The organism is Terrisporobacter petrolearius (genome assembly GCF_020748185.1).
In the GTDB taxonomy this organism is placed as follows: domain Bacteria; phylum Bacillota; class Clostridia; order Peptostreptococcales; family Peptostreptococcaceae; genus Terrisporobacter; species Terrisporobacter petrolearius.
Map to the genome: position 1 here is coordinate 40,762 of NZ_JAHZMO010000004.1, position 19,105 is coordinate 59,866.

Below are 19,105 nucleotides of genomic sequence, written 5' to 3' on the forward strand. Positions count from 1 at the left end.
GTGATTATAATTATTGTTTGTATTAAAAAGGGAGGAAGATTTATGGAACAAAATTTACAAAAAAATCTAGGATTATCAGCAGCACTATCAACAGTTATTGGAATGGTTATAGGTGGAGGGGTATTTTTTAAACCTCAAGCAGTATATACCCTTACAGGAGGGGAACCAGGACTGGGAATTTTAGCATGGATATTAGCCGGTGTACTTACAATAGCTGGTGGATTAACTGCAGCTGAAATATCAGCAGCTATACCTAAAACAGGTGGAATGATGATATATATAGAAGAAATTTATGGTGAAAAATTAGGATTTTTAACTGGGTGGATGCAAAGTTTACTGTTTTTCCCAGCAATGATAGCAGCTATATCAGTAATGTTTGGTCAGCAAGTTGCTTACTTATTTGCTAATTCTTCACTTAGTTTACCCTTCTCAATAGGTGTAATAATATTTTTAGCATTTATGAATAATTTAGGTTCAAAAACTAGCGGTATAATACAAACAGTATCTACAGTTTGTAAACTAATACCTTTAGTTATATTAATAGTATTAGGTTTTGTCAAAGGAAATCCATCTACAGCATCAATAATGAGTCCAATGGTAGGAGAGGGATTATCTCCTATGAGTATATTGGGGCAACTTATGATAGCTGTATTATTTGCTTATGATGGATGGATAAACGTAGGTGCTATAGCAGGTGAAATGAAAAACCCGGGCAAAGATTTACCAAGAGCTATTGTTGGTGGTTTATCAGTTGTTATGTCAGTATACGTTATAATAAATATATCATATCTTTGTGTGTTACCAGCAAGTACATTAGCATCATATGATGCTCCAGCATCTGCAGTAGCAGAGATTATTCTAGGGGCAACAGGTGGAAAATTAATCACATGTGGTATATTAATATCATTATTTGGATGTGTTAATGGATATATTTTAACTGGTTCAAGACCTTTATATACTTTAGGCATGAAAGAATTAGTACCAGGTAGTAAATTTATAAAAAAACTTAACAAACAAGATACTCCAGCATATTCAATAGCTGTTATTTCAGTAATTTCAATTGTGTACTCAATATCAGGTCAATTTAATTTACTTACAGATTTAGCTATGTTTTCTGTGTGGGCTTTCTATATATTAACTTTTTATGGAGTGATAAAACTTAGAAAGGACAATCCTAATTTACATAGACCTTACAAAGTGCCAATGTACCCTTTAATACCAATTGTTGCAATGTGTGGAGGATTGTTTGTAATTATAAATCAATTATTCTTTGCAGGTTCATTTAGTAGAGCACTGGCAATTGGTAGTATTGTAGTAACTTTACTAGGTTTACCTATATATAATTATTTTGATAAATTAAGAGTAAAAGATTTCGGAACTGAAAAAATAGGATAGATATTATAAATGTAAATGAAAAATAGGATAGACTCATAAATGTAAACGGTTACAAATAAAAGGATAGTTGTGATAACATAAATTTAAAAGGTTATTATACTATCCTTTTTATTATTAGACAGAAGTTATTAAAACAGATTATCTTTGGTTATCTTAAGTTATCTTAAGATGTATTAATAAAGTAGTAATGAGAATATATTTTATAGTAAAATTATGGAGTGAGGGGAACTTTAAGAAATTATTTTAAATGAAGAGGCATAGGGGTGAAGTAATGAAAGAAATAAAAATTTGGAAAATGATATTGATTTACCTTGGAACCACATTTGTAGTTGTATTTGGTGTAACAATATATTCATTTTTAAAAGGGACACAAGAAATTAATGATGTAGATTTGTCATTTGTCTTATCTTTATCAGTATTATTAGTTACTTTAATGTCAGGTAGAGTAGGCATAAAACTAGCAAAAGAAAGATTTAACAACTTTAAAAAAGTGGCTAGTATAAAAGAAATAATAATAGTAGTAGCAACTCAGATATTTTTATCCATAGGTCTTTCTAATTTAAGTTTAGGATTTGTGGCAATTAATGATAAAAATAAGGCATTAGAAGTGGCAAATGAAACTTTTGGAAATCCAACTAATAATATAGAATTAGTAATATTTTTAATTTCCGTAGTAATAATAGCCCCTCTTTTAGAAGAAATAATTTTTAGAAGAATTGTTTTTAAAAGACTAAATATGAGATTTAGCTTTACTATTTCGGCAATTGTATCATCTTTGATTTTTGGTATTGGTCATGAGTTTTTAGGTATATTAGGAGCTATAATATTTGGTGTGGCTTGTTGTTTATTATATATAAAATATAAGAACTTATTAATACCAATTACAGTACATGTTGTAAATAATTTATTGTCGGGAGTTCTTACAAGTATAAGTTATTTTAATGGAAGCTTAAATCAGAAGGTAAGTGTTATAACAAACTTTGATATTAAAATGAATTTTGTTACAGGTACAATTTTGACAGCTATAACATTAATAATATTTATTAGGTTTATTAATGCTAATAAGCAGTATATAAAAACAAATAAAAGTAGATTACAAATTTAATAGTTTTCTCTTAATGTTAACATATAAAAAATATATTTGATTTAATATTAATATTGTGATAAAATCCCACTATAATTGAATTTTATATTTTAGTTTTCTAGGGTTCCGCAGTTTATAGCTGGCTGGTCCGAGAGAAAACGCACAGCAATTGTGTACACGGAAGGATAAAAGCCTGGGAGATATTTTTAATAATATCCCTGTGGCTTTTTTTTATTACTATTTTTAAGGAGGCATAATTTAATGGAAAAATTAAAAGTTAAATTTATGAAGTATGTTAGTTTAAATGTTATGGGAATGATAGGTATTTCATGTTATATTCTTGCAGATACATTGTTTGTTTCCAAGGCCCTTGGAACTGTAGGTCTAGCGTCACTGAATTTTTCAATACCTGTTTTTAGTATTATTCAGGGTATTGGACTAATGATAGGTATTGGAGGTGCAACGGATTATTCAATTAGTGAACAGCAAAAGATCAGTAACAATACATCATTTACTCAGTCACTATATTTGGGTGGCATAATGTCTATTATATTTGTATTGTTAGGGGTTTTCTTTGCAAAAGATTTAAGTACATTGTTAGGTGCAGATAAGACAACACTTTCACTAACAAAGACTTATTTGACTACCATAATGTTATTTGCACCCTTTTTTATTTGTAACAATATTTTGCTGGCTTTTATTCGTAATGACAATAATCCTAAGTTATCAATGATAGCCATGCTTACTAGTAGCTTGGCAAATATAATTTTAGATTATGTTTTTATGTTTCCTTTTTCAATGGGGATTTTTGGAGCAGCACTTGCAACATCACTTTCTCCAATAATAAGTTTATGTATATTATCCATACACTTTACTCAGAAAAATCAAAACATTCATTTTATAAAAAGTAAAATATTATTTTCTAAGATATATCATATTATGACATTAGGACTTTCATCTCTTATTGGAGAGCTGACGTCAGCAATATCTTTAATAACATTTAATCTAATTATACTAAGAATTGATGGAAACACAGGTGTAGCTGCATATGGTATAGTAGCAAATGTGGCACTTATTGCTACATCCATATTTACAGGAATATCACAGGGAATTCAGCCTCTGTCTAGTGAGTATTATGGTAGAGGAGATATGACATTAGTAAATCGTATTTTGCGATATTCTATGACAACTACTATAATATTTGGAGTTTTAATTTATACAGTTGTTTATATTTTTACAAATCAAATAGTGGCTATTTTTAATAGTGAACAAAACATGAAACTTATGATGATAGCTTCACAAGGAATGAAAATATACTTTTTGGGGTATTTATTTGCTGGAATTAATATAGTGTCCTCTGCATTTTTTAGTTCCATATCAAAGGCAAAACAAGGTATGATTATATCTATTTTAAGAAGTGCTTTAATTCTTATACCTGCTGTTTTACTTCTAAGTATTTTCTTTAAAATGGATGGTATTTGGTACTCTTTTGTAATAACTGAATTAGTGGTGTTTACTATAAATAGTATGTTCTTAATTAAGATGAGAAACCAGTATAAAGAAGTTGTATAAAATTTAAAATAGCAACTATTTTGGCAGATGCCAAAGTAGTTGCTGTAATTAATTTTTATATCGAATATGTAGAAGTTCTACTAAATTATATGAAATACATTCTTCTACTAATTTTCTATTTTTTTATTGGTTCCTCAAATGATGGTGGAGTAATATTCATTTTGCTATCGTGGTTAGGTCCTGGTGTAGACAAGTCAAAGTAAATTTTTGAATCTTCAGTTACACCAAAATTCTTATTAGAACCTGTATCTTTAACTTTGTTAAGCGCATCTCTAAATAATGCATTGTGAGCTTCCTCTCTGTTTAGTAAGAAATCTATTGTTTCTCGTACATATTTATCTTCTATTTGTCTATAAAGATATTCATAAACAACTTTAGCTCTTTGTTCTGATGCTATATTGGATAGTAAATCAGCAACTAAGTCACCTGTTACAGTTACGTAATCAGCTGTCCATGGTGCTCCTGATGAATTTATTAATACTGGTGATAAACCTGTTAATACATGGGTTTCAACCTCACCTGATTCAACTGCTTTATAGTCAACATCATGACCGTTTAGTAAATTTATAGTTTGTGCAACCATTTCCATATGGCTAAGTTCTTCTGATGCAATATCTAAAAACAAATCTTTAATTTCTGGATCTTTTATTCTAAAACTTTGAGCCATATACTGCATGGCAGCTTTTAACTCACCATTACCTCCACCTAATTGTTCTTGCATTAGAACTGCATATTGAGGATTGGGTTTTTCTACTTTTACTTCTTGTAATAATGCTTTATCGTGTTTAAACAAAATAATTTACCTCCTTTTTTATGTCTATTCTTATATTTTCCTATATAATACTTTGTATTCTTTTTATTAATGGAAAACATTCAAATTTATTAAAATAGCAACTTATATATTAAAAATAATTACTGTGATATAATCTATAATTAGATAATAATTTATTAATTGTATATAGCCTAAGAAGGGAGATTAGAAAATGATCCAATCAATAGTACATATTGCCTTAGTTGTAAAGGATTATGATGAAGCAATAGATTTTTATACAAAAAAACTTCATTTTACATTAATAGAAGATACATATCAACCAGACCAAGATAAAAGATGGGTAGTAGTATCTCCACCTGGTTCAAATGGAACAACAATCTTACTTGCAAGAGCGTCAAAAGAAGAACAAGGGGCTTTTATAGGAAATCAATCTGGTGGTAGAGTTTTTCTTTTCTTGGGAACTGATGATTTTTGGCGTGATTACAATGAAATGATAAAGTTAAGAATAGAGTTTGTTAGAGAGCCTAAAGAACAGGATTATGGAATCGTTGCAGTGTTTAAAGATTTGTATGGCAACTTATGGGATTTAGTTCAGTTTAAAGAAAATCATCCAATGTTAAAAAGAGTTAAATAATGAATTTCAAAAATACATATGTTAAATAAATTTATGAAGGATATAGTTGAAAGTTCAACTATATTCTTGTATAATATAATTAGTTGAATTTTCAGCTAATTTAAGGAGGATGAGCAAAATAGAAAAATTAACTAATGACATACTAAGAGAAATCGGTAGCTTATCTAGAGCAATACATTCTATAAGTGATATAAAATATAAAGAGCTAAAATTACAAAAAGGTCAGTTTACATTCTTGACGAGGATATGTGAGAATCCTGGTATTAACTTTGTAGATCTGTCAAACATGTTAAAGGTAGACAAAACTACTACGACAAAAGCAGTTCAAAAATTAATTGAGGCTGGATATGTAGACAAGAGACAAGACGAAACAGATAAAAGAGGATATAAACTATTTCCTACAGAAAAATCACTTAAAGTATATAACTTGATAATTGAAGAAGAAAACAAAAATATAGAAGTTTGTTTAGAGGGATTTACAAAAGAAGAAAAATTAGTAATAAATAAATTAGTAAAAAAAATGAGCAAAAATATAGAAGAAGATTGGAAAAATAAAAAAAGGTAAGAGTGAGAATTTAAAAATGATAAGAAAAGCTAGTTTAAATGATATAAATAATATAATGGATATAATAAAATCAACAGTAGAAGAAATGAAAACTTACAATAATACTCAGTGGGATGAAAATTATCCTCAAGCCATAGATTTTACAGAAGATGTAGAAGGTGGAGATTTATATGTACAAGATGAAGATGGGAAAATAAAAGGGTTCATCTGCGTTAACTATATAGAGCCAATAGAATACGAAGACTTAAGCTGGCAATCCAAAGATAAAGCCATGGTAATACACAGAATGGCAGTTAATCCTAATTACAGACAGCAGGGAGTAGCTACAAAGTTAATGAATTTTGCAGAGGAATTAGCTCTAGAAAATAATGTTGTATATCTAAAAACAGATACTTATTCAATAAATACAAAAATGAATTCTTTATTTAAAAAATGCGGATTTAATCTTGTAGGAAAAATGAGTTTCTTAGGAAAAGAAAAACCATTTTATTGCTATGATAAATTATTAAAAAATTAAAGTTAAAAATGTTGTTATAAAAGGATAGGGAAAACTATTAAGTTATCTTTCTATCCTTTTTTGAATTGATTACAAATAGTTGGAAATTAGTGTTTTAGAAACTGTTACTATATAGTAAAATTGTAACTATGTAAGTCTTATAAAAATTATTAATAGATAGAACTGGAAAGTTTAAATCGGAATTTTAGGAGGAGAGAATGAATTTAGATGATTTAAGGTTGGACTGTGCAATAAAGCAAAAGAGAGGACTCCATATTATTATGGCCTCAGTTATTATATGGGGGGCAATTTTACTTGTACATATGTCATCAATGAACATATTGACTAAAAATTTATTTACATTTATTTGTACAACACCACTGTTACCAATTTCATATGTTATTTCAAAAGTAATTAAAGTGGACTTTCAAAATAAGGAAAATCCATTGACCAGTTTAGGCGTTTTATTTTCAGTAAATCAGATAGTATATTTACTTATTCCAATGTGGATATATCCTACCATACCAGATAAAATGTTAATGGTTATAGCAATAATTTTTGGAGCTCATCTTATGCCATTTGGTTGGCTATATAAGTCGAAAACATATTTTGTTTTATCTATTATTGTTCCAATATCAGCATTGATTGTAGGTCTTAATTTTACACCAGTCATACTTGCTATTATGATAATATTGTTTGAAATAATTTTTTGTATATGTTTAATTTTTGAAAATAAAAAATTGAAGCTGGATTTCTAATATTATGAGAATATAGATTAATCAAATAATTAATGATAGCAACTATTTTGGGAGATGCCAAAGTAGCTGCTATCATTAATTTTTATATCTAAAATGTAGAAGTTTTATTTAATTAAAAATATATTGTTCTACTAATTTTCTGTTTTTTAACTTGTTTTTCTGTGAAGTAGTTTCACCATGTCCATAATTACTGTTGAGATTATTGCCAAAATAAAACATATACCCAGTTCTCTTATTCCAAATGCTAAAGGCATATCAAAAATATCCCTTAAGAAAGGTAATAATGTTAAACTATACAATAGAGTACATACTATTATGGCATAAATTACGTACATATTAGAGAAAAATCCAATTTGCAATGAGGAATATTCATTGGATCTAGATGGTAGGGTTTGGAATATTCTGCATAGTGTTATAGTTGAAAATGCCATTGCTGTACCTAGTGAAGGTGAGAACTTTCTGCCTATAAGTTGTGCGATTATAACTACTATTCCAATTAAAATACCTCTAAATGTAATGATTTGTATTGTGCCACCTGCTAATATACTTTCATTAGGATCCCTTGGAGCTTTGGACATAACATTTTTTTCTGGTTTTTCAAAGCCTAAAGCTATAGCTGGAAGGGAATCTGTTATTAGATTTATAAATAATAGTTGCAAAGTTGTAAATGGATTTGGCCAATTGGCAAATACAGCAAATAGTATAGATGTTATACCTGCAAGATTTCCTGCCAACAAATAGGTTATAGATTTTTTTATATTTGTGTAAACAGTTCTTCCTACTTCAATAGCATTTACTATAGTTGCAAAGTTGTCGTCAACTAATATCATGGCAGACGCATCTTTTGCCACATCTGTACCACTTCCCATACCTATACCTATATTAGCCTGTTTTAGTGCTGGTGCATCATTAACACCATCACCTGTCATGGCTGTAATTTTTCCTTTATTTTGCCATGCTTTTATAATTCTTATTTTATTTTCTGGAGATACCCTTGCATATACTGGTATGTGTTCTAATTTTTCAGATAGCTCTTCATCACTTAAATTGTCTAATTCCTTGCCTGTGAGAGCCAGATCATCATCATCCATTATACCAATGTTTTTTGCAATAGCTCTTGCAGTTGTTTTGTGGTCTCCAGTTATCATTATAGTTTTTATTCCAGCAGATTTTGCATCTTTAACTGCATCAAAAACTTCTTCTCTAGGAGGGTCAATCATTGCTATTAGCCCAACTAAAGTCATGTCTACCTCATCTTCCAATGCAGGTACAAAGTTTTCGTCTGGGACATCCTTAAATGCAAAGGCTAAAACCCTAAGTGCATCGTTAGAAAATTCTTCGTTTACTTTTTTGTATTGTTCCAAAATATCATCACTTATGGGTTCTTTTTCACCATCTACTAAAGCATATTTACATCTACTAAACACAACATCTGGGGCACCTTTTGTAAACATATAAGCATTATGATGAATACTATTTACTGTTGACATTAGTTTTCTATCACTATCAAAAGGTATTTCATTAAGTCTGTCATATTTTTCTCTTAGTTCTTTATAATCTAATTTTTGTTTATTTGCAAATTTAATTAATGCAACTTCTGTTGGGTCTCCTATTTCTTTTCCTTCTTCGTTTATATTTGAGTCGTTACATATGGCAGATGCAACAGTCAAAGCTTTAGAATGATAAGAGTAATTTATATTTTTAGGGTCCATATCATCTTCAGAAGTTTCATGCATATAAAAATCAACTACAGTCATTTTGTTTTGTGTAAGAGTACCTGTCTTGTCTGTACAAATTATACTTGTTGAACCTAAAGTCTCTACTGCAGGTAATTTTCTAATAATAGCTTGTTTCTTAGCCATATTATTGGTACCAAGGGAAAGTACTATGGTAACTATGGAAGACAATGCTTCTGGTATGGCAGCAACAGCTACTGCAATAGCAAACATAAAAGAATCTATAATTATTTTGCTAGGCAAGGTATTTGTAGAAATGTAGTTTCTTATAATTTGTATAGCAAATATGCCTATTGCTATTATAACTATAGCTACTCCAAGTTTTTTGCCAAATTCATCAAGCTTTTGTTGAAGTGGTGTTTGCTTATTTTCTGCACTTTCTAGCAGACCAGCTACGTTACCCATTTCAGTGTTCATTCCAGTTTTAGTTACTACAAAACTACCCCTACCATAAACAACTAAAGAACCACTAAAAACCATATTTCTTTGGTCGCCTATTCCAACTTCTTCTTCTATATTTTCATTATGTTTTAATACAGGTTCACTTTCTCCTGTTAACATTCCTTCTACGATCTTTAAAGTTTGAGCTTCAATAAGCCTACCATCTGCTGGAATATAATCTCCAGCTTCTAATATAACTATATCTCCTGGAACTAACTCTCTAGATTCAATGCTTTGTTTTTGGCCATTTCTCAAAACCTTAGCCTTTGGCGCAGATAGTTTTTTTAGACTCTCTAAGGAACCCTCAGCTTTTTTTGTTTGAGTCACTCCTAAAATTGAATTCAATATAACAACTATAAAAATTATTATGGATTCAACAGCTTCACCTAGGACTATTTGTACTACTGCGGCAAGTAAAAGTATTAATACTAATGGATCTTTAAAACTTTCTAAAAATAACATCCATGTGGGAGTTTTATTAGCCTCTTTCAGTTCATTGTACCCAGATGTTTCTAATCTTTTTTTTACAACATCATTGTTTAATCCTTTTATGTCAGATTGAAGGTTACTAATAGATTCAATATATGATTGTCTATAATACATTTTTGTCTCCTTTTAATAATTTTTTCTAAATTTATTATTTACAATTGAGTATTAAATATTATTAAAATTAAAATGAATGGTATGATTAATAAATTAGAATTTTTGAGCCAGAGTTTTAATTTAGTTGATTTTGCAACGATTATTATGATATTATAAGTGAGTATAATTATGTAAAAATTTGAGGTGAAATAATGTGGAAAAATATACTAAAGAAGAATTAAAAGAAGCACTAAATGTTGTAACTTCATCTATAAAAAACTGTGAGAAGATGCATCCGAAATTTGAGGAAGGCACATCACAACACACACTTCTTAAAAATAGGATAAAAGCATTATATATATCGAAATCATTAATAGAAGAAGAAAATATTAAAGAGAAATATACAAAGGAAGAACTGGAAAAATCCATAGCTCCAGTTTCGTCAATTATAAGCAAGTGTGAAAAAGCAAAGACAAAAGCAGTGGAAGGTACAGGAAATCATACTAGACTGACAAAACTTATAAAAGCTATGTATATTTCAAAATCTTTAATTACAAATGAGATAAGTAAAAGAGATTAATATTTATATAAAGTAGTTCAAATGACCTACTTTTTTTGTGCAGTAACATAATGTTTAATAATAAACGTAAAAAATATGATATTGATTAAAATAAAATGAAAAAGTTGAAAAAAGCAAAAATTGAGGTAGGTTAATATTGTTCTTTATCATAAATAAGAAATAAAGTAGTAGAAAAAATAATTGTGTTGCAGCCACGTATAAACTAAACTTAATAGTGAGATTAAAATTAAGTGGGTGGTAAGATGAATAACATATTGAGTACCTACAAAGGCCTACCGAGAGAAATCTACATATTATTTTTAGGGAAAATAGTTAATGCAATGGGGGCATTTGTTCAACCTTTAATGTCATTAATACTAACGCAAAAACTGGGAATGAGTGCAGGAGAAGCTGGTGAACTTGTTACTTTTATGGCAGTATGTCAAGTGCCATGTATTATAATGGGAGGAAAATTAACAGATACCATAGGAAGAAAAAAAGTAATAACTATATTTCAGATAATAGGCATTATAATGCTAATAATTTGTGGAATAATTCCACTATCAATAACAACAGCTAAATTTATGATACTGTCTTCTTGTTTTTATTCTATCTCAATGCCTGCCTATGATGCCTTAAATGCAGATTTAACAAATGAAAGTAATAGAAAGAGTTCTTATTCATTACTATATATGGGTGTGAACATAGGATTTTCCATAGGATCCATGATTGGAGGGTTTTTGTACAACAATTATTTGCCTTTGATTTTTATAGGTGATGCTGCCACAACTATAGTTGCCCTTTTATTAATTATATTTTATATAAAAGAACCAAATAAACAAAAGGAAGTTGTACTAGATTGTGAAGAAGAAGATTTACAAAGATCAACATTAAGTGTTATTCTAAAAAGGCCAATACTTTTTTTATTTCCATTAATGATGTTGTTATTTCAATTTGCATATAGCCAATGGGTATTTACACTACCTATTCAGTTAGGTGAATTGTTTAATGAAGGTGGAGCTAGGCTTTATGGTTTTTTGGGTGGATTCAATGGTATTATAGTAATAACTTTTACACCTATATTAACTTATTTTACTAAAAAATACAGAACTTTGAATATTATGAGTGCAGGTGGAATGTTATATGGATTGAGCTTTATTATATACGCCTTTGCATATTATAAAATATCTTTTTTTGTTTCCACATTGGCACTAACTATTGGTGAAGTTCTTATAGTAACAAATGCCCAAGCTTTTATTGCAAATAATACTCCTCCATCTCATAGGGGAAGGATAAGTTCAATTTTTCCCATGATATCAGGTACAGGGTATGCTATTGGTCCTATGATAATGGGGGATGTAATAGATGCCTGTGGTATATTTGTGGCTTGGATGATAATTACGGCCGTTTGTGCAAGTGGTGCAGTGGGAATGATTTTGCTAAAGAATCTTAATAATGTAAATGATTAGATGAATTTGATGATATAAATTATAGGAGGGCGAGATTTGGATTTTAGTATAGTAGCAGAAAATTTAATAGAAGATTATGGATTGATAAGTATATTTTTAGTAGTTTTACTTGAATATGCAAATTTTCCACTGCCTAGTGAGGTTGTGTTACCATTTATAGGTATAATGGCAGCTAGCGGAAATATGAATTTTGCCCTAGCTCTTGTGGTTTCAGTTTTTGGGGGGATAGTTGGTAGTATTACAAACTATTTGCTAGGATTGTATTTTGGTAAACCTATACTTAAATATATGACAAAGAAATATCCTAGAACACAACCTTCAATTAAGGCGTCCATGTGGTGGATGAACAAATATGGAAAAATGTCTGTTATGCTGGCAAGAATGGTACCTGTAGCAAGGACCATAATATCTATTCCTGCAGGTATAAATAAGATGAACATAAATATTTTTATACTGTATTCTACTATAGGTATAAGTTTGTGGAATACCATACTAATATCTTTAGGTTATGTACTTGGAGATAATCTAACTTTAATAACTAATATAGTTAAAGATTACTCACTAATAGTTGGCCTATTGGTAGTTATTGCTATGATAATATTTTATATTAAAAAAAGAAAAAAGTTAAATCAGTAATGTGATACCTTTCCTTTAGTTATACATATAAAGAAAAAGAAAGACCTCTTAATATTTTATGAATATTGAGAGGTCTTTTATTTATTGATGGAAGAGATAACGCAGTAACGCTCATTATAAATGCTAAAAAAGTATATCCAATTGTTATTGAATATACTTACATTTATTACATCAAAAAAATTGATTTGAAAACCCTTTTATAAAAATAATTTTTGAATTACCTCATAAGTTAAAACTCTTGATATACTATCTTTATTAACAGAATAATAATTCCATTTTCCCATGGAAGTTTTACTTATAAGATTTACGGAAAGTAACATTTTTAAGTGATATGAAAGTTTTGATTGAGATATATCAAACATATCTACTAGTTTGCAAACACACACACTTTCCTCAGAGTATAGTTTTTTTAGTATTTGTAATCTGATAGGATCAGATAATGCTTTAAAGATTAATTCTAAATTTTCCATATTAATACCTCCATTATTAATTATTATATCAAATTATTTGAAACTAATAAAAATATTTATTATTAATATGGACAAAATATAGTTATTAAATCAAAAAAAATTGATTTATTTTGCAAAAATCAGTTTACAAAGCTTTACTTATAACATATCATATGAGTATAAGTGAATATGATTATATACAAATGAGGTGACATAGTGGAATTAATACAAATGTTAAAAGCTCTTGGTGATGATACAAGGCTGAGAATAATAAATATTCTAAGTCATGGTGACTTATGTGTTTGTGAAATAGAAGTAGTTTTAGGAATTTCCCAATCAAATGCGTCTAGGCATTTGAATAAATTGATGAATGCCAAGTTAGTTACTTATTACAAAGAAGCAAAATATGTTTATTACAAAATAAATGAAGAAACAATTAATGAGCACAACTTTCTAAAAGAGATTATTGAAAAGGAATTATGCAATATAGATAATCTAAATAATGATTATGAAAATCTTAAAAAATTTAAAAATGATGGAATGTGCTGTGAATCCATAGAGAAATATAAAAAAATTAAGACAACATAAGATAAGGAGAATAATCAATGAAAATAGGAGTTATATCAGATATACACAGTAATATTTATGCCCTGGATGCAGTATTAGAAGACATAGAAAAAAGAAATGTGGATTTGATTATATGTACAGGAGATTTAGTAGGTTATGCAACTAGACCAAACGAAGTTATAAATACCATAAGAAAAAATAGAGTTCTAACAATAATGGGTAACTATGATGACGCCATAGGAAATTATAGACTGGTTTGTGGGTGCGATTACCCAGATCCTAAAGACGCACAAAAAGCCAGTGCATCTATGAGTTTTACTTTACAAGAAACTAGTGATGAAAACAAAGCTTATTTGAGAAACTTGCCAAAGGAATTAGTGCTTACTTTTAACAACAAAACTATAAGGTTTGTTCATGGAAGTACTAGGCTAATTAATGAATATTTAAAAGAAAACTCCAAAGAAGCAGAGGAAGTAATGGGTGAAATAAAAGAAGATATTTTAGTCTGTGGCCACACTCATATACCTTATTTTAAGCAATATGGACAAAAACTACTGATCAACGCAGGTAGTGTGGGAAAGCCCAAAACTAATAAATCTGATGCCAATTATGTAATAATAGATATTCAAAATGATGATGAAATAAGTAAAACACCTTTTACAATTAATGTTGAAATAGTAGAAATAAGTTATGATTATGAAACAATAGCTAAAGAAATTGAAGAAAATGAAATATTACCAAATAGCTTTGCAGATCTTTTAAGAAAAGGCAGTGCAAAATAAAGTTCTTATTTAATTATGAAATTTAATATAGGAGGTATATATATAATGAATGATTTTAATAAAGATGATATTAGAAATACTGTAAGAGACAGCTATAAAAAAATAGTAACTAAAGAGTCAAAACTTGGATGTTGTGGAGAAGATATTTCAAAGAGTATTGGATATTCAGAGGAAGAACTAGATGTTGTTCCAGAAAATTCTAACCTAGGGCTTGGCTGTGGAAATCCTCACCTTATAGGAAATATAAAAGAAGGAGAAACTGTTCTAGACTTAGGTAGTGGAGCAGGATTTGATTGTTTTCTTTCATCAAAAAAGGTAGGGGAAAATGGATTTGTTATTGGTGTGGATATGACACCAGAAATGTTAACACAAGCAAGAAAAAATGCAATAGATAATAATTATACTAATGTGGATTTTAGACTGGGTGAAATAGAGAATTTACCTGTTGCTGACAACACTGTAGATATAATTATATCAAACTGTGTAATAAATTTATCTCCAAATAAACAAAGAGTATACGATGAAGCTTATCGTGTATTAAAACCTGGTGGAAGGATGTCTATATCAGATATAGTGCTTATGAAAGAGCTAACTTGTGAAATGAAACAAGATGAAAAGCTGTACTGTGGCTGAGTTACTGGTGCTTCTTCAGTTGAAGAGTTGGAAAATTATTTAGAAAAATCAGGATTTAAAAATATAAATATAGATGTAAAACCTGTGTCCAAAGAATATGAAGCTAAGTGGGGACATAATTTAAAGGTAGGCGAGTATATTATGTCAGCCTCTGTTAGAGCTACCAAATAAATTATAAGATTATATATTAACTAAGGATAAAGGAACTTACTTTGTTCTTAGTATAATTTCAATAAAACATATTCATATATTTGAATATGATTATATAAATAAGGAGGAAAATTATGAGTAATAAAAATGTTAATGAAAAAAACTATAAAGAAGGAGGAATGGGCTTATTTGAAAAGTACCTAACAATTTGGGTAGCACTATGTATAGTAGTAGGAGTTCTAATTGGTGTATATTTACCACAAATTCCACAAACTTTAGATAAGTTTACTTATGCCCAAGTATCCATACCTGTAGCAATATTAATTTGGTTGATGATTTATCCTATGATGCTAAAAATAGATTTTTCAGCCATAAAAGGTGCAGCAAAACAAAAGAAAGGTCTAATTGTAACTTGTGGAACTAACTGGTTAATCAAACCTTTTACCATGTATGCAATAGCTTATTTCTTTTTAATAATAGTATTTAAAAATATAATTCCAGCTGATTTGGCAAAAGAATATTTGGCAGGAGCAGTACTACTTGGTGCAGCCCCTTGTACAGCGATGGTATTTGTATGGAGTCATTTAACAAAAGGAAATCCTGCATATACATTAGTTCAAGTAGCCGCTAATGATCTTATTTTATTAATAGCTTTTGCTCCAATTGTGGCATTTTTACTTGGCGTAACTAATGTAGCTGTTCCAATGGATACATTATTACTATCAGTTGTATTATTTGTAATAATACCATTTGTTGCAGGATATTTTTCTAGAACTATGATAATAAAGAAAAAAGGATTAGATTATTTTGAAAATGTATTTTTATCCAAGCTTAATGGTATAACAGTAGTGGGATTATTGTTAACATTAGTGATATTATTTGCTTTCCAAGGACAAAAAATAATAGATAACCCAGTTCACATAGCATTAATTGCCATACCTCTTACAATACAAACATTCTTTATATTCTTCTTAGCATATGGATGGTGTAAGGTATGGAAGTTACCACATAATGTAGCAGCTCCAGCTGGTATGATTGGTGCTAGTAATTTCTTTGAACTGGCAGTTGCAGTGGCTATTAGTTTATTTGGACTTAACTCAGGAGCAGCACTTGCTACTGTTGTTGGAGTACTTGTTGAAGTTCCTGTAATGCTTGCACTAGTTGCAATAGCTAATAAAACTAAGCATTGGTTTATAAAATAAAATTTATGGATTGAATAAATATAAAAATAGGAGTGATTAAAATGAAATTAGAAATATTTGAACCTACTATGTGTTGTTCTACAGGGATCTGTGGTCCTAGTGTAGATAAAAAATTAGTTAAAATAAGCGAAGATATAGAAACTTTAAAAAAAGAATTTGAAGGAATAATTATTGAAAGATATCAACCACAAACTCATGCTATGAAATTTATGGCTAATATGGAAGTAGGAAAGCTTGTAAGAGAAAATAGTCAAAAAATACTTCCAATAACAGTATTAGATGGAAAAGTAATAAAAAGTGGATCATATCCAACATTAGAAGAATTAAAATCAAATTTAAGAGGTGAGTAGATTGACACAGTTTTTATTTTTCTCAGGAAAAGGTGGAGTTGGAAAAACTTCAATGGCTTGTACAACAGGAGTATACAATGCAGATAAAGGATTAAAAACTTTAATAGTGACAACAGATCCAGCGGCTAATTTATCAGATGTTTTTGAACAAAAAATAGGTCATAAAATAACTAAAATAAATAATATAGAAAATCTTTATGCTATGGAAATAGATCCAGATGAAGCAACCAATGAGTATAAAGAAAATTTGTTAGCTCCTATGAGAGAGATATTTGATGAAGAAATGATAAAGATAGCAGATGAACAACTAAGTGGACCATGTACAGAGGAAATGGCTTCATTTGATAGATTTATTGATTTTATGGAGATAGATGAATATGACGTTATAATATTTGATACAGCTCCAACAGGTCATACAATAAGACTTCTTGAACTTCCTATAGATTGGTCTAAACATATAGAAGAAAGTGCACAAGGAAGTGGGCAAACTTGTATGGGTCCAGTATCTATGATCCAAGATAGCAAAGATAAATTCGATAGAGCTATAGCTAAGCTTAGAGATACTTGTCAAACTGATTTTATATTTGTTATGCAACCTGAACAAACTTCATTAGACGAAACTCTAAGAGCATCAAATGAAATAAAAGAACTTGGAATATCAACAACAAAGGTTATAATAAATGGATTTATACCACAAGATGAAGCAATAACTCCATTTTTTAAATCAAGATATGAAATGCAACAAAGCTATTTAGAAAAAGCAAAAAAAATATTTAAAGACTTGCCTATAGATACTATGGAGTTATTTGATAGTGAACTTAAAGGTGTAGATAGATTTAGAGTAAGTGCATCTATATTATTTGATGGCAAGAAACCTAAAAAAACTATTAAAATAGAATATAAAAATATAGATGATATAAAAATACAAAAAAATGAAAATGCTAAATCTCTTATACTACCTAAAAAAGGTTCTATAAGAAATGTGTTCTTCTCAGGCAAAGGTGGAGTTGGAAAAACTGTGATGGCTTGTATTACGGCTGTTAAATCTGCTAATGAAGGATTTAGAACTTTACTTCTTACAACCGATCCAGCCGCTCATATAGGCAAAGTTTTAGATAAACCAATAGAGGATAGTCCAGCACCAATAGATGGATGCCCTAATTTATATGCAGCTAAAATTGATCCTAAAGTAGCTTTTGAAGAGTATAAAGAAATGGTTTTAAAAGATGCTAAATCTAAGTTTAGCGGACCTACTATAGCTACTATGGAAGAAGAATTAAATTCTCCATGTACAGAAGAGATGGCAGCTTTTCAAAAGTTTATATCATATGCTTCAGAAGAAGAATATGATGTTATAGTATTTGATACAGCTCCAACAGGGCATACATTAAGGCTTTTAGAACTGCCTATGGATTGGTCAAAACAAATTCAAATGAAAGCTGGGGTTACTGCTGAAATTAGTGAAGAAGATAAAAAACAAAAAGAAAAGTTTGATAGAGTTATAGCTACTATGAAGGATCAAGAAAAAACTACTTTTAGTTTTGTTATGTATCCTGAAAAAACCCCTATAATAGAGGCTTATAGAGCTAGTGAAGAACTTAAAACCGTTGGTATTGAAACGCAAATGGTTATAGCTAATCTTATAATACCAGAAGAACAAGCAACTTCACCATTCTTTAGAAATAGACGAAATATGCAAGAGAAATATCTACAAGAAATAAAAAATGACTTTGCAAATTCTGAAGTTGTTAGAGTTCCTATGTATGATAAAGAAATCAAAGGTATAGATATGTTAACAAAGATAGGAAATAGCATATTCTAAAATTATATGTAGAGTTGTAGGTGTGTTAGTGGAAGTTCCTGTAATGCTTTGTCTTGTATGGATAGGTAATAAAACTAGAAAGCATTTTTCTTAATAAAAATTCATATAAATTATGAAAAAAGGTGAGTATCTAATTAAGGATACCCACCTTTTTTATGTATTACTCATATGATGATTAAAACAAACCTTGGAGAAATAATTAATTTTTACTAAAAAAATATTATAAATCCTAGTTTAATTACAATAAGAAATCTTAAGATAAGTTTATTTATATTTAATGTATAATAAAAGTGAGAACATAATCCAAAATTTGGTAGTTGGAAAGCTGGAATATATATATATCTGGAGGTATTCTATGAAAAAATTTTTTTCAATAGCTATAACTTTTTACTTTTAATTACAGGAGCTGTTTTTATTACAAACTTTTTTCTTAATAAATCTGATCTTCAAG

Annotated in this window: 20 protein-coding genes and 1 riboswitch; of the genes, 17 read left to right on the forward strand and 3 right to left on the reverse strand. The window is 29.1% G+C overall.

Annotated elements, in window-relative coordinates:
• Positions 1-42 precede the first annotated feature (42 nt).
• The 3 genes from K0040_RS03720 to K0040_RS03730 all read left to right on the forward strand — a co-directional run bounded on the left by K0040_RS03720 (position 43) and on the right by K0040_RS03730 (position 4,051).
• Positions 43-1,395 carry an APC family permease gene (locus K0040_RS03720; protein ID WP_228107608.1) on the forward strand — a complete coding sequence of 451 codons (1,353 nt, stop codon included), beginning with the start codon at positions 43-45 and terminating at the stop codon, positions 1,393-1,395.
• A 271-nt stretch (positions 1,396-1,666) separates the two neighbouring features.
• Entirely contained in the window at positions 1,667-2,500 is an 834-nt protein-coding gene (locus K0040_RS03725) for a CPBP family intramembrane glutamic endopeptidase (protein WP_228107609.1), read from the forward strand.
• A gap of 86 nt (positions 2,501-2,586) precedes the next feature.
• Positions 2,587-2,681, forward strand: a riboswitch (guanidine-I (ykkC/yxkD leader).
• Between the two features lie 59 nt (positions 2,682-2,740).
• The gene (locus K0040_RS03730) at positions 2,741-4,051 is read left to right on the forward strand and encodes an MATE family efflux transporter (RefSeq protein ID WP_228107610.1); all 1,311 of its coding nucleotides are present in this window, start codon (positions 2,741-2,743) and stop codon (positions 4,049-4,051) included.
• 115 nt (positions 4,052-4,166) lie between these two features.
• Here the strand turns inward: K0040_RS03730 and K0040_RS03735 are convergent, their stop codons facing one another.
• Positions 4,167-4,844, reverse strand: a complete 678-nt coding sequence (locus K0040_RS03735) for a manganese catalase family protein (RefSeq protein WP_228107611.1) — start codon at positions 4,842-4,844, stop codon at positions 4,167-4,169.
• A gap of 190 nt (positions 4,845-5,034) precedes the next feature.
• Between K0040_RS03735 and K0040_RS03740 the strand changes: the two genes are divergently transcribed.
• From K0040_RS03740 to K0040_RS03755, 4 genes are all read left to right on the forward strand, one after another.
• Positions 5,035-5,457 (forward strand): VOC family protein, encoded by a 423-nt coding sequence (locus K0040_RS03740; RefSeq protein WP_228107612.1) that lies wholly within the window; start codon positions 5,035-5,037, stop codon positions 5,455-5,457.
• Positions 5,458-5,566: 109 nt separating this feature from the next.
• Complete coding sequence (locus K0040_RS03745; RefSeq protein ID WP_228107613.1) at positions 5,567-6,022, forward strand: MarR family winged helix-turn-helix transcriptional regulator; 456 nt, start codon at positions 5,567-5,569, stop codon at positions 6,020-6,022.
• Positions 6,023-6,038: 16 nt separating this feature from the next.
• Positions 6,039-6,539, forward strand: coding sequence for a GNAT family N-acetyltransferase (locus K0040_RS03750; protein ID WP_228107614.1), 501 nt, complete (start codon positions 6,039-6,041; stop codon positions 6,537-6,539).
• A 197-nt stretch (positions 6,540-6,736) separates the two neighbouring features.
• Positions 6,737-7,276 (forward strand): DUF7010 family protein, encoded by a 540-nt coding sequence (locus K0040_RS03755; protein ID WP_228107615.1) that lies wholly within the window; start codon positions 6,737-6,739, stop codon positions 7,274-7,276.
• A gap of 146 nt (positions 7,277-7,422) precedes the next feature.
• Here the strand turns inward: K0040_RS03755 and K0040_RS03760 are convergent, their stop codons facing one another.
• On the reverse strand, positions 7,423-10,056 hold the full coding sequence (locus tag K0040_RS03760; RefSeq protein ID WP_228107616.1) for a calcium-translocating P-type ATPase, PMCA-type: 2,634 nt from the start codon (positions 10,054-10,056) through the stop codon (positions 7,423-7,425).
• A 193-nt stretch (positions 10,057-10,249) separates the two neighbouring features.
• On the opposite strand from K0040_RS03760, the gene K0040_RS03765 reads away from it, so the two are divergent.
• The 3 genes from K0040_RS03765 (at position 10,250) to K0040_RS03775 (ending at position 12,699) form a co-directional block, all read left to right on the forward strand.
• Complete coding sequence (locus K0040_RS03765) at positions 10,250-10,615, forward strand: hypothetical protein (RefSeq protein WP_228107617.1); 366 nt, start codon at positions 10,250-10,252, stop codon at positions 10,613-10,615.
• A 242-nt stretch (positions 10,616-10,857) separates the two neighbouring features.
• Complete coding sequence (locus tag K0040_RS03770) at positions 10,858-12,063, forward strand: MFS transporter (RefSeq protein WP_228107618.1); 1,206 nt, start codon at positions 10,858-10,860, stop codon at positions 12,061-12,063.
• 36 nt (positions 12,064-12,099) lie between these two features.
• Positions 12,100-12,699, forward strand: coding sequence for a DedA family protein (locus K0040_RS03775; RefSeq protein ID WP_228107619.1), 600 nt, complete (start codon positions 12,100-12,102; stop codon positions 12,697-12,699).
• Between the two features lie 197 nt (positions 12,700-12,896).
• Here K0040_RS03775 and K0040_RS03780 read toward each other — a convergent pair whose 3' ends face one another.
• Entirely contained in the window at positions 12,897-13,169 is a 273-nt protein-coding gene (locus tag K0040_RS03780; RefSeq protein WP_228107620.1) for an ArsR/SmtB family transcription factor, read from the reverse strand.
• Positions 13,170-13,364: 195 nt separating this feature from the next.
• On the opposite strand from K0040_RS03780, the gene K0040_RS03785 reads away from it, so the two are divergent.
• The 7 genes from K0040_RS03785 (at position 13,365) to K0040_RS03810 (ending at position 18,654) form a co-directional block, all read left to right on the forward strand.
• Positions 13,365-13,736 carry an ArsR/SmtB family transcription factor gene (locus tag K0040_RS03785; RefSeq protein ID WP_228107621.1) on the forward strand — a complete coding sequence of 124 codons (372 nt, stop codon included), beginning with the start codon at positions 13,365-13,367 and terminating at the stop codon, positions 13,734-13,736.
• 17 nt (positions 13,737-13,753) lie between these two features.
• The gene (locus tag K0040_RS03790; protein WP_228107622.1) at positions 13,754-14,497 is read left to right on the forward strand and encodes a metallophosphoesterase family protein; all 744 of its coding nucleotides are present in this window, start codon (positions 13,754-13,756) and stop codon (positions 14,495-14,497) included.
• Positions 14,498-14,542: 45 nt separating this feature from the next.
• On the forward strand, positions 14,543-15,130 hold the full coding sequence (gene arsM / locus K0040_RS03795) for an arsenite methyltransferase (protein WP_465244991.1): 588 nt from the start codon (positions 14,543-14,545) through the stop codon (positions 15,128-15,130).
• Positions 15,131-15,157: 27 nt separating this feature from the next.
• On the forward strand, positions 15,158-15,301 hold the full coding sequence (locus K0040_RS22340; RefSeq protein ID WP_465244992.1) for a hypothetical protein: 144 nt from the start codon (positions 15,158-15,160) through the stop codon (positions 15,299-15,301).
• Positions 15,302-15,414: 113 nt separating this feature from the next.
• Positions 15,415-16,482, forward strand: a complete 1,068-nt coding sequence (gene arsB, locus K0040_RS03800) for an ACR3 family arsenite efflux transporter (protein ID WP_228107624.1) — start codon at positions 15,415-15,417, stop codon at positions 16,480-16,482.
• A gap of 41 nt (positions 16,483-16,523) precedes the next feature.
• Positions 16,524-16,832, forward strand: coding sequence for an arsenite efflux transporter metallochaperone ArsD (arsD, locus tag K0040_RS03805; protein ID WP_228107625.1), 309 nt, complete (start codon positions 16,524-16,526; stop codon positions 16,830-16,832).
• A 1-nt stretch (position 16,833) separates the two neighbouring features.
• Positions 16,834-18,654: a TRC40/GET3/ArsA family transport-energizing ATPase gene (locus tag K0040_RS03810; protein ID WP_228107626.1), complete on the forward strand. Its 1,821-nt coding sequence runs from the start codon at positions 16,834-16,836 to the stop codon at positions 18,652-18,654.
• Positions 18,655-19,105: the final 451 nt, after the last annotated feature.

Bases quoted from the DNA above. Each gene is read 5' to 3' on its own strand.
- K0040_RS03720 (WP_228107608.1), top strand. From the start codon at position 43: ATGGAACAAAATTTACAAAAAAATCTAGGATTATCAGCAGCACTATCA.
- K0040_RS03725 (WP_228107609.1), top strand. From the start codon at position 1,667: ATGAAAGAAATAAAAATTTGGAAAATGATATTGATTTACCTTGGAACC.
- K0040_RS03730 (WP_228107610.1), top strand. From the start codon at position 2,741: ATGGAAAAATTAAAAGTTAAATTTATGAAGTATGTTAGTTTAAATGTT.
- K0040_RS03740 (WP_228107612.1), top strand. From the start codon at position 5,035: ATGATCCAATCAATAGTACATATTGCCTTAGTTGTAAAGGATTATGAT.
- K0040_RS03745 (WP_228107613.1), top strand. From the start codon at position 5,567: ATGAGCAAAATAGAAAAATTAACTAATGACATACTAAGAGAAATCGGT.
- K0040_RS03750 (WP_228107614.1), top strand. From the start codon at position 6,039: ATGATAAGAAAAGCTAGTTTAAATGATATAAATAATATAATGGATATA.
- K0040_RS03755 (WP_228107615.1), top strand. From the start codon at position 6,737: ATGAATTTAGATGATTTAAGGTTGGACTGTGCAATAAAGCAAAAGAGA.
- K0040_RS03760 (WP_228107616.1), bottom strand. From the start codon at position 10,056: ATGTATTATAGACAATCATATATTGAATCTATTAGTAACCTTCAATCT.
- K0040_RS03770 (WP_228107618.1), top strand. From the start codon at position 10,858: ATGAATAACATATTGAGTACCTACAAAGGCCTACCGAGAGAAATCTAC.
- K0040_RS03780 (WP_228107620.1), bottom strand. From the start codon at position 13,169: ATGGAAAATTTAGAATTAATCTTTAAAGCATTATCTGATCCTATCAGA.
- K0040_RS03790 (WP_228107622.1), top strand. From the start codon at position 13,754: ATGAAAATAGGAGTTATATCAGATATACACAGTAATATTTATGCCCTG.
- arsM (WP_465244991.1), top strand. From the start codon at position 14,543: ATGAATGATTTTAATAAAGATGATATTAGAAATACTGTAAGAGACAGC.
- arsB (WP_228107624.1), top strand. From the start codon at position 15,415: ATGAGTAATAAAAATGTTAATGAAAAAAACTATAAAGAAGGAGGAATG.
- arsD (WP_228107625.1), top strand. From the start codon at position 16,524: ATGAAATTAGAAATATTTGAACCTACTATGTGTTGTTCTACAGGGATC.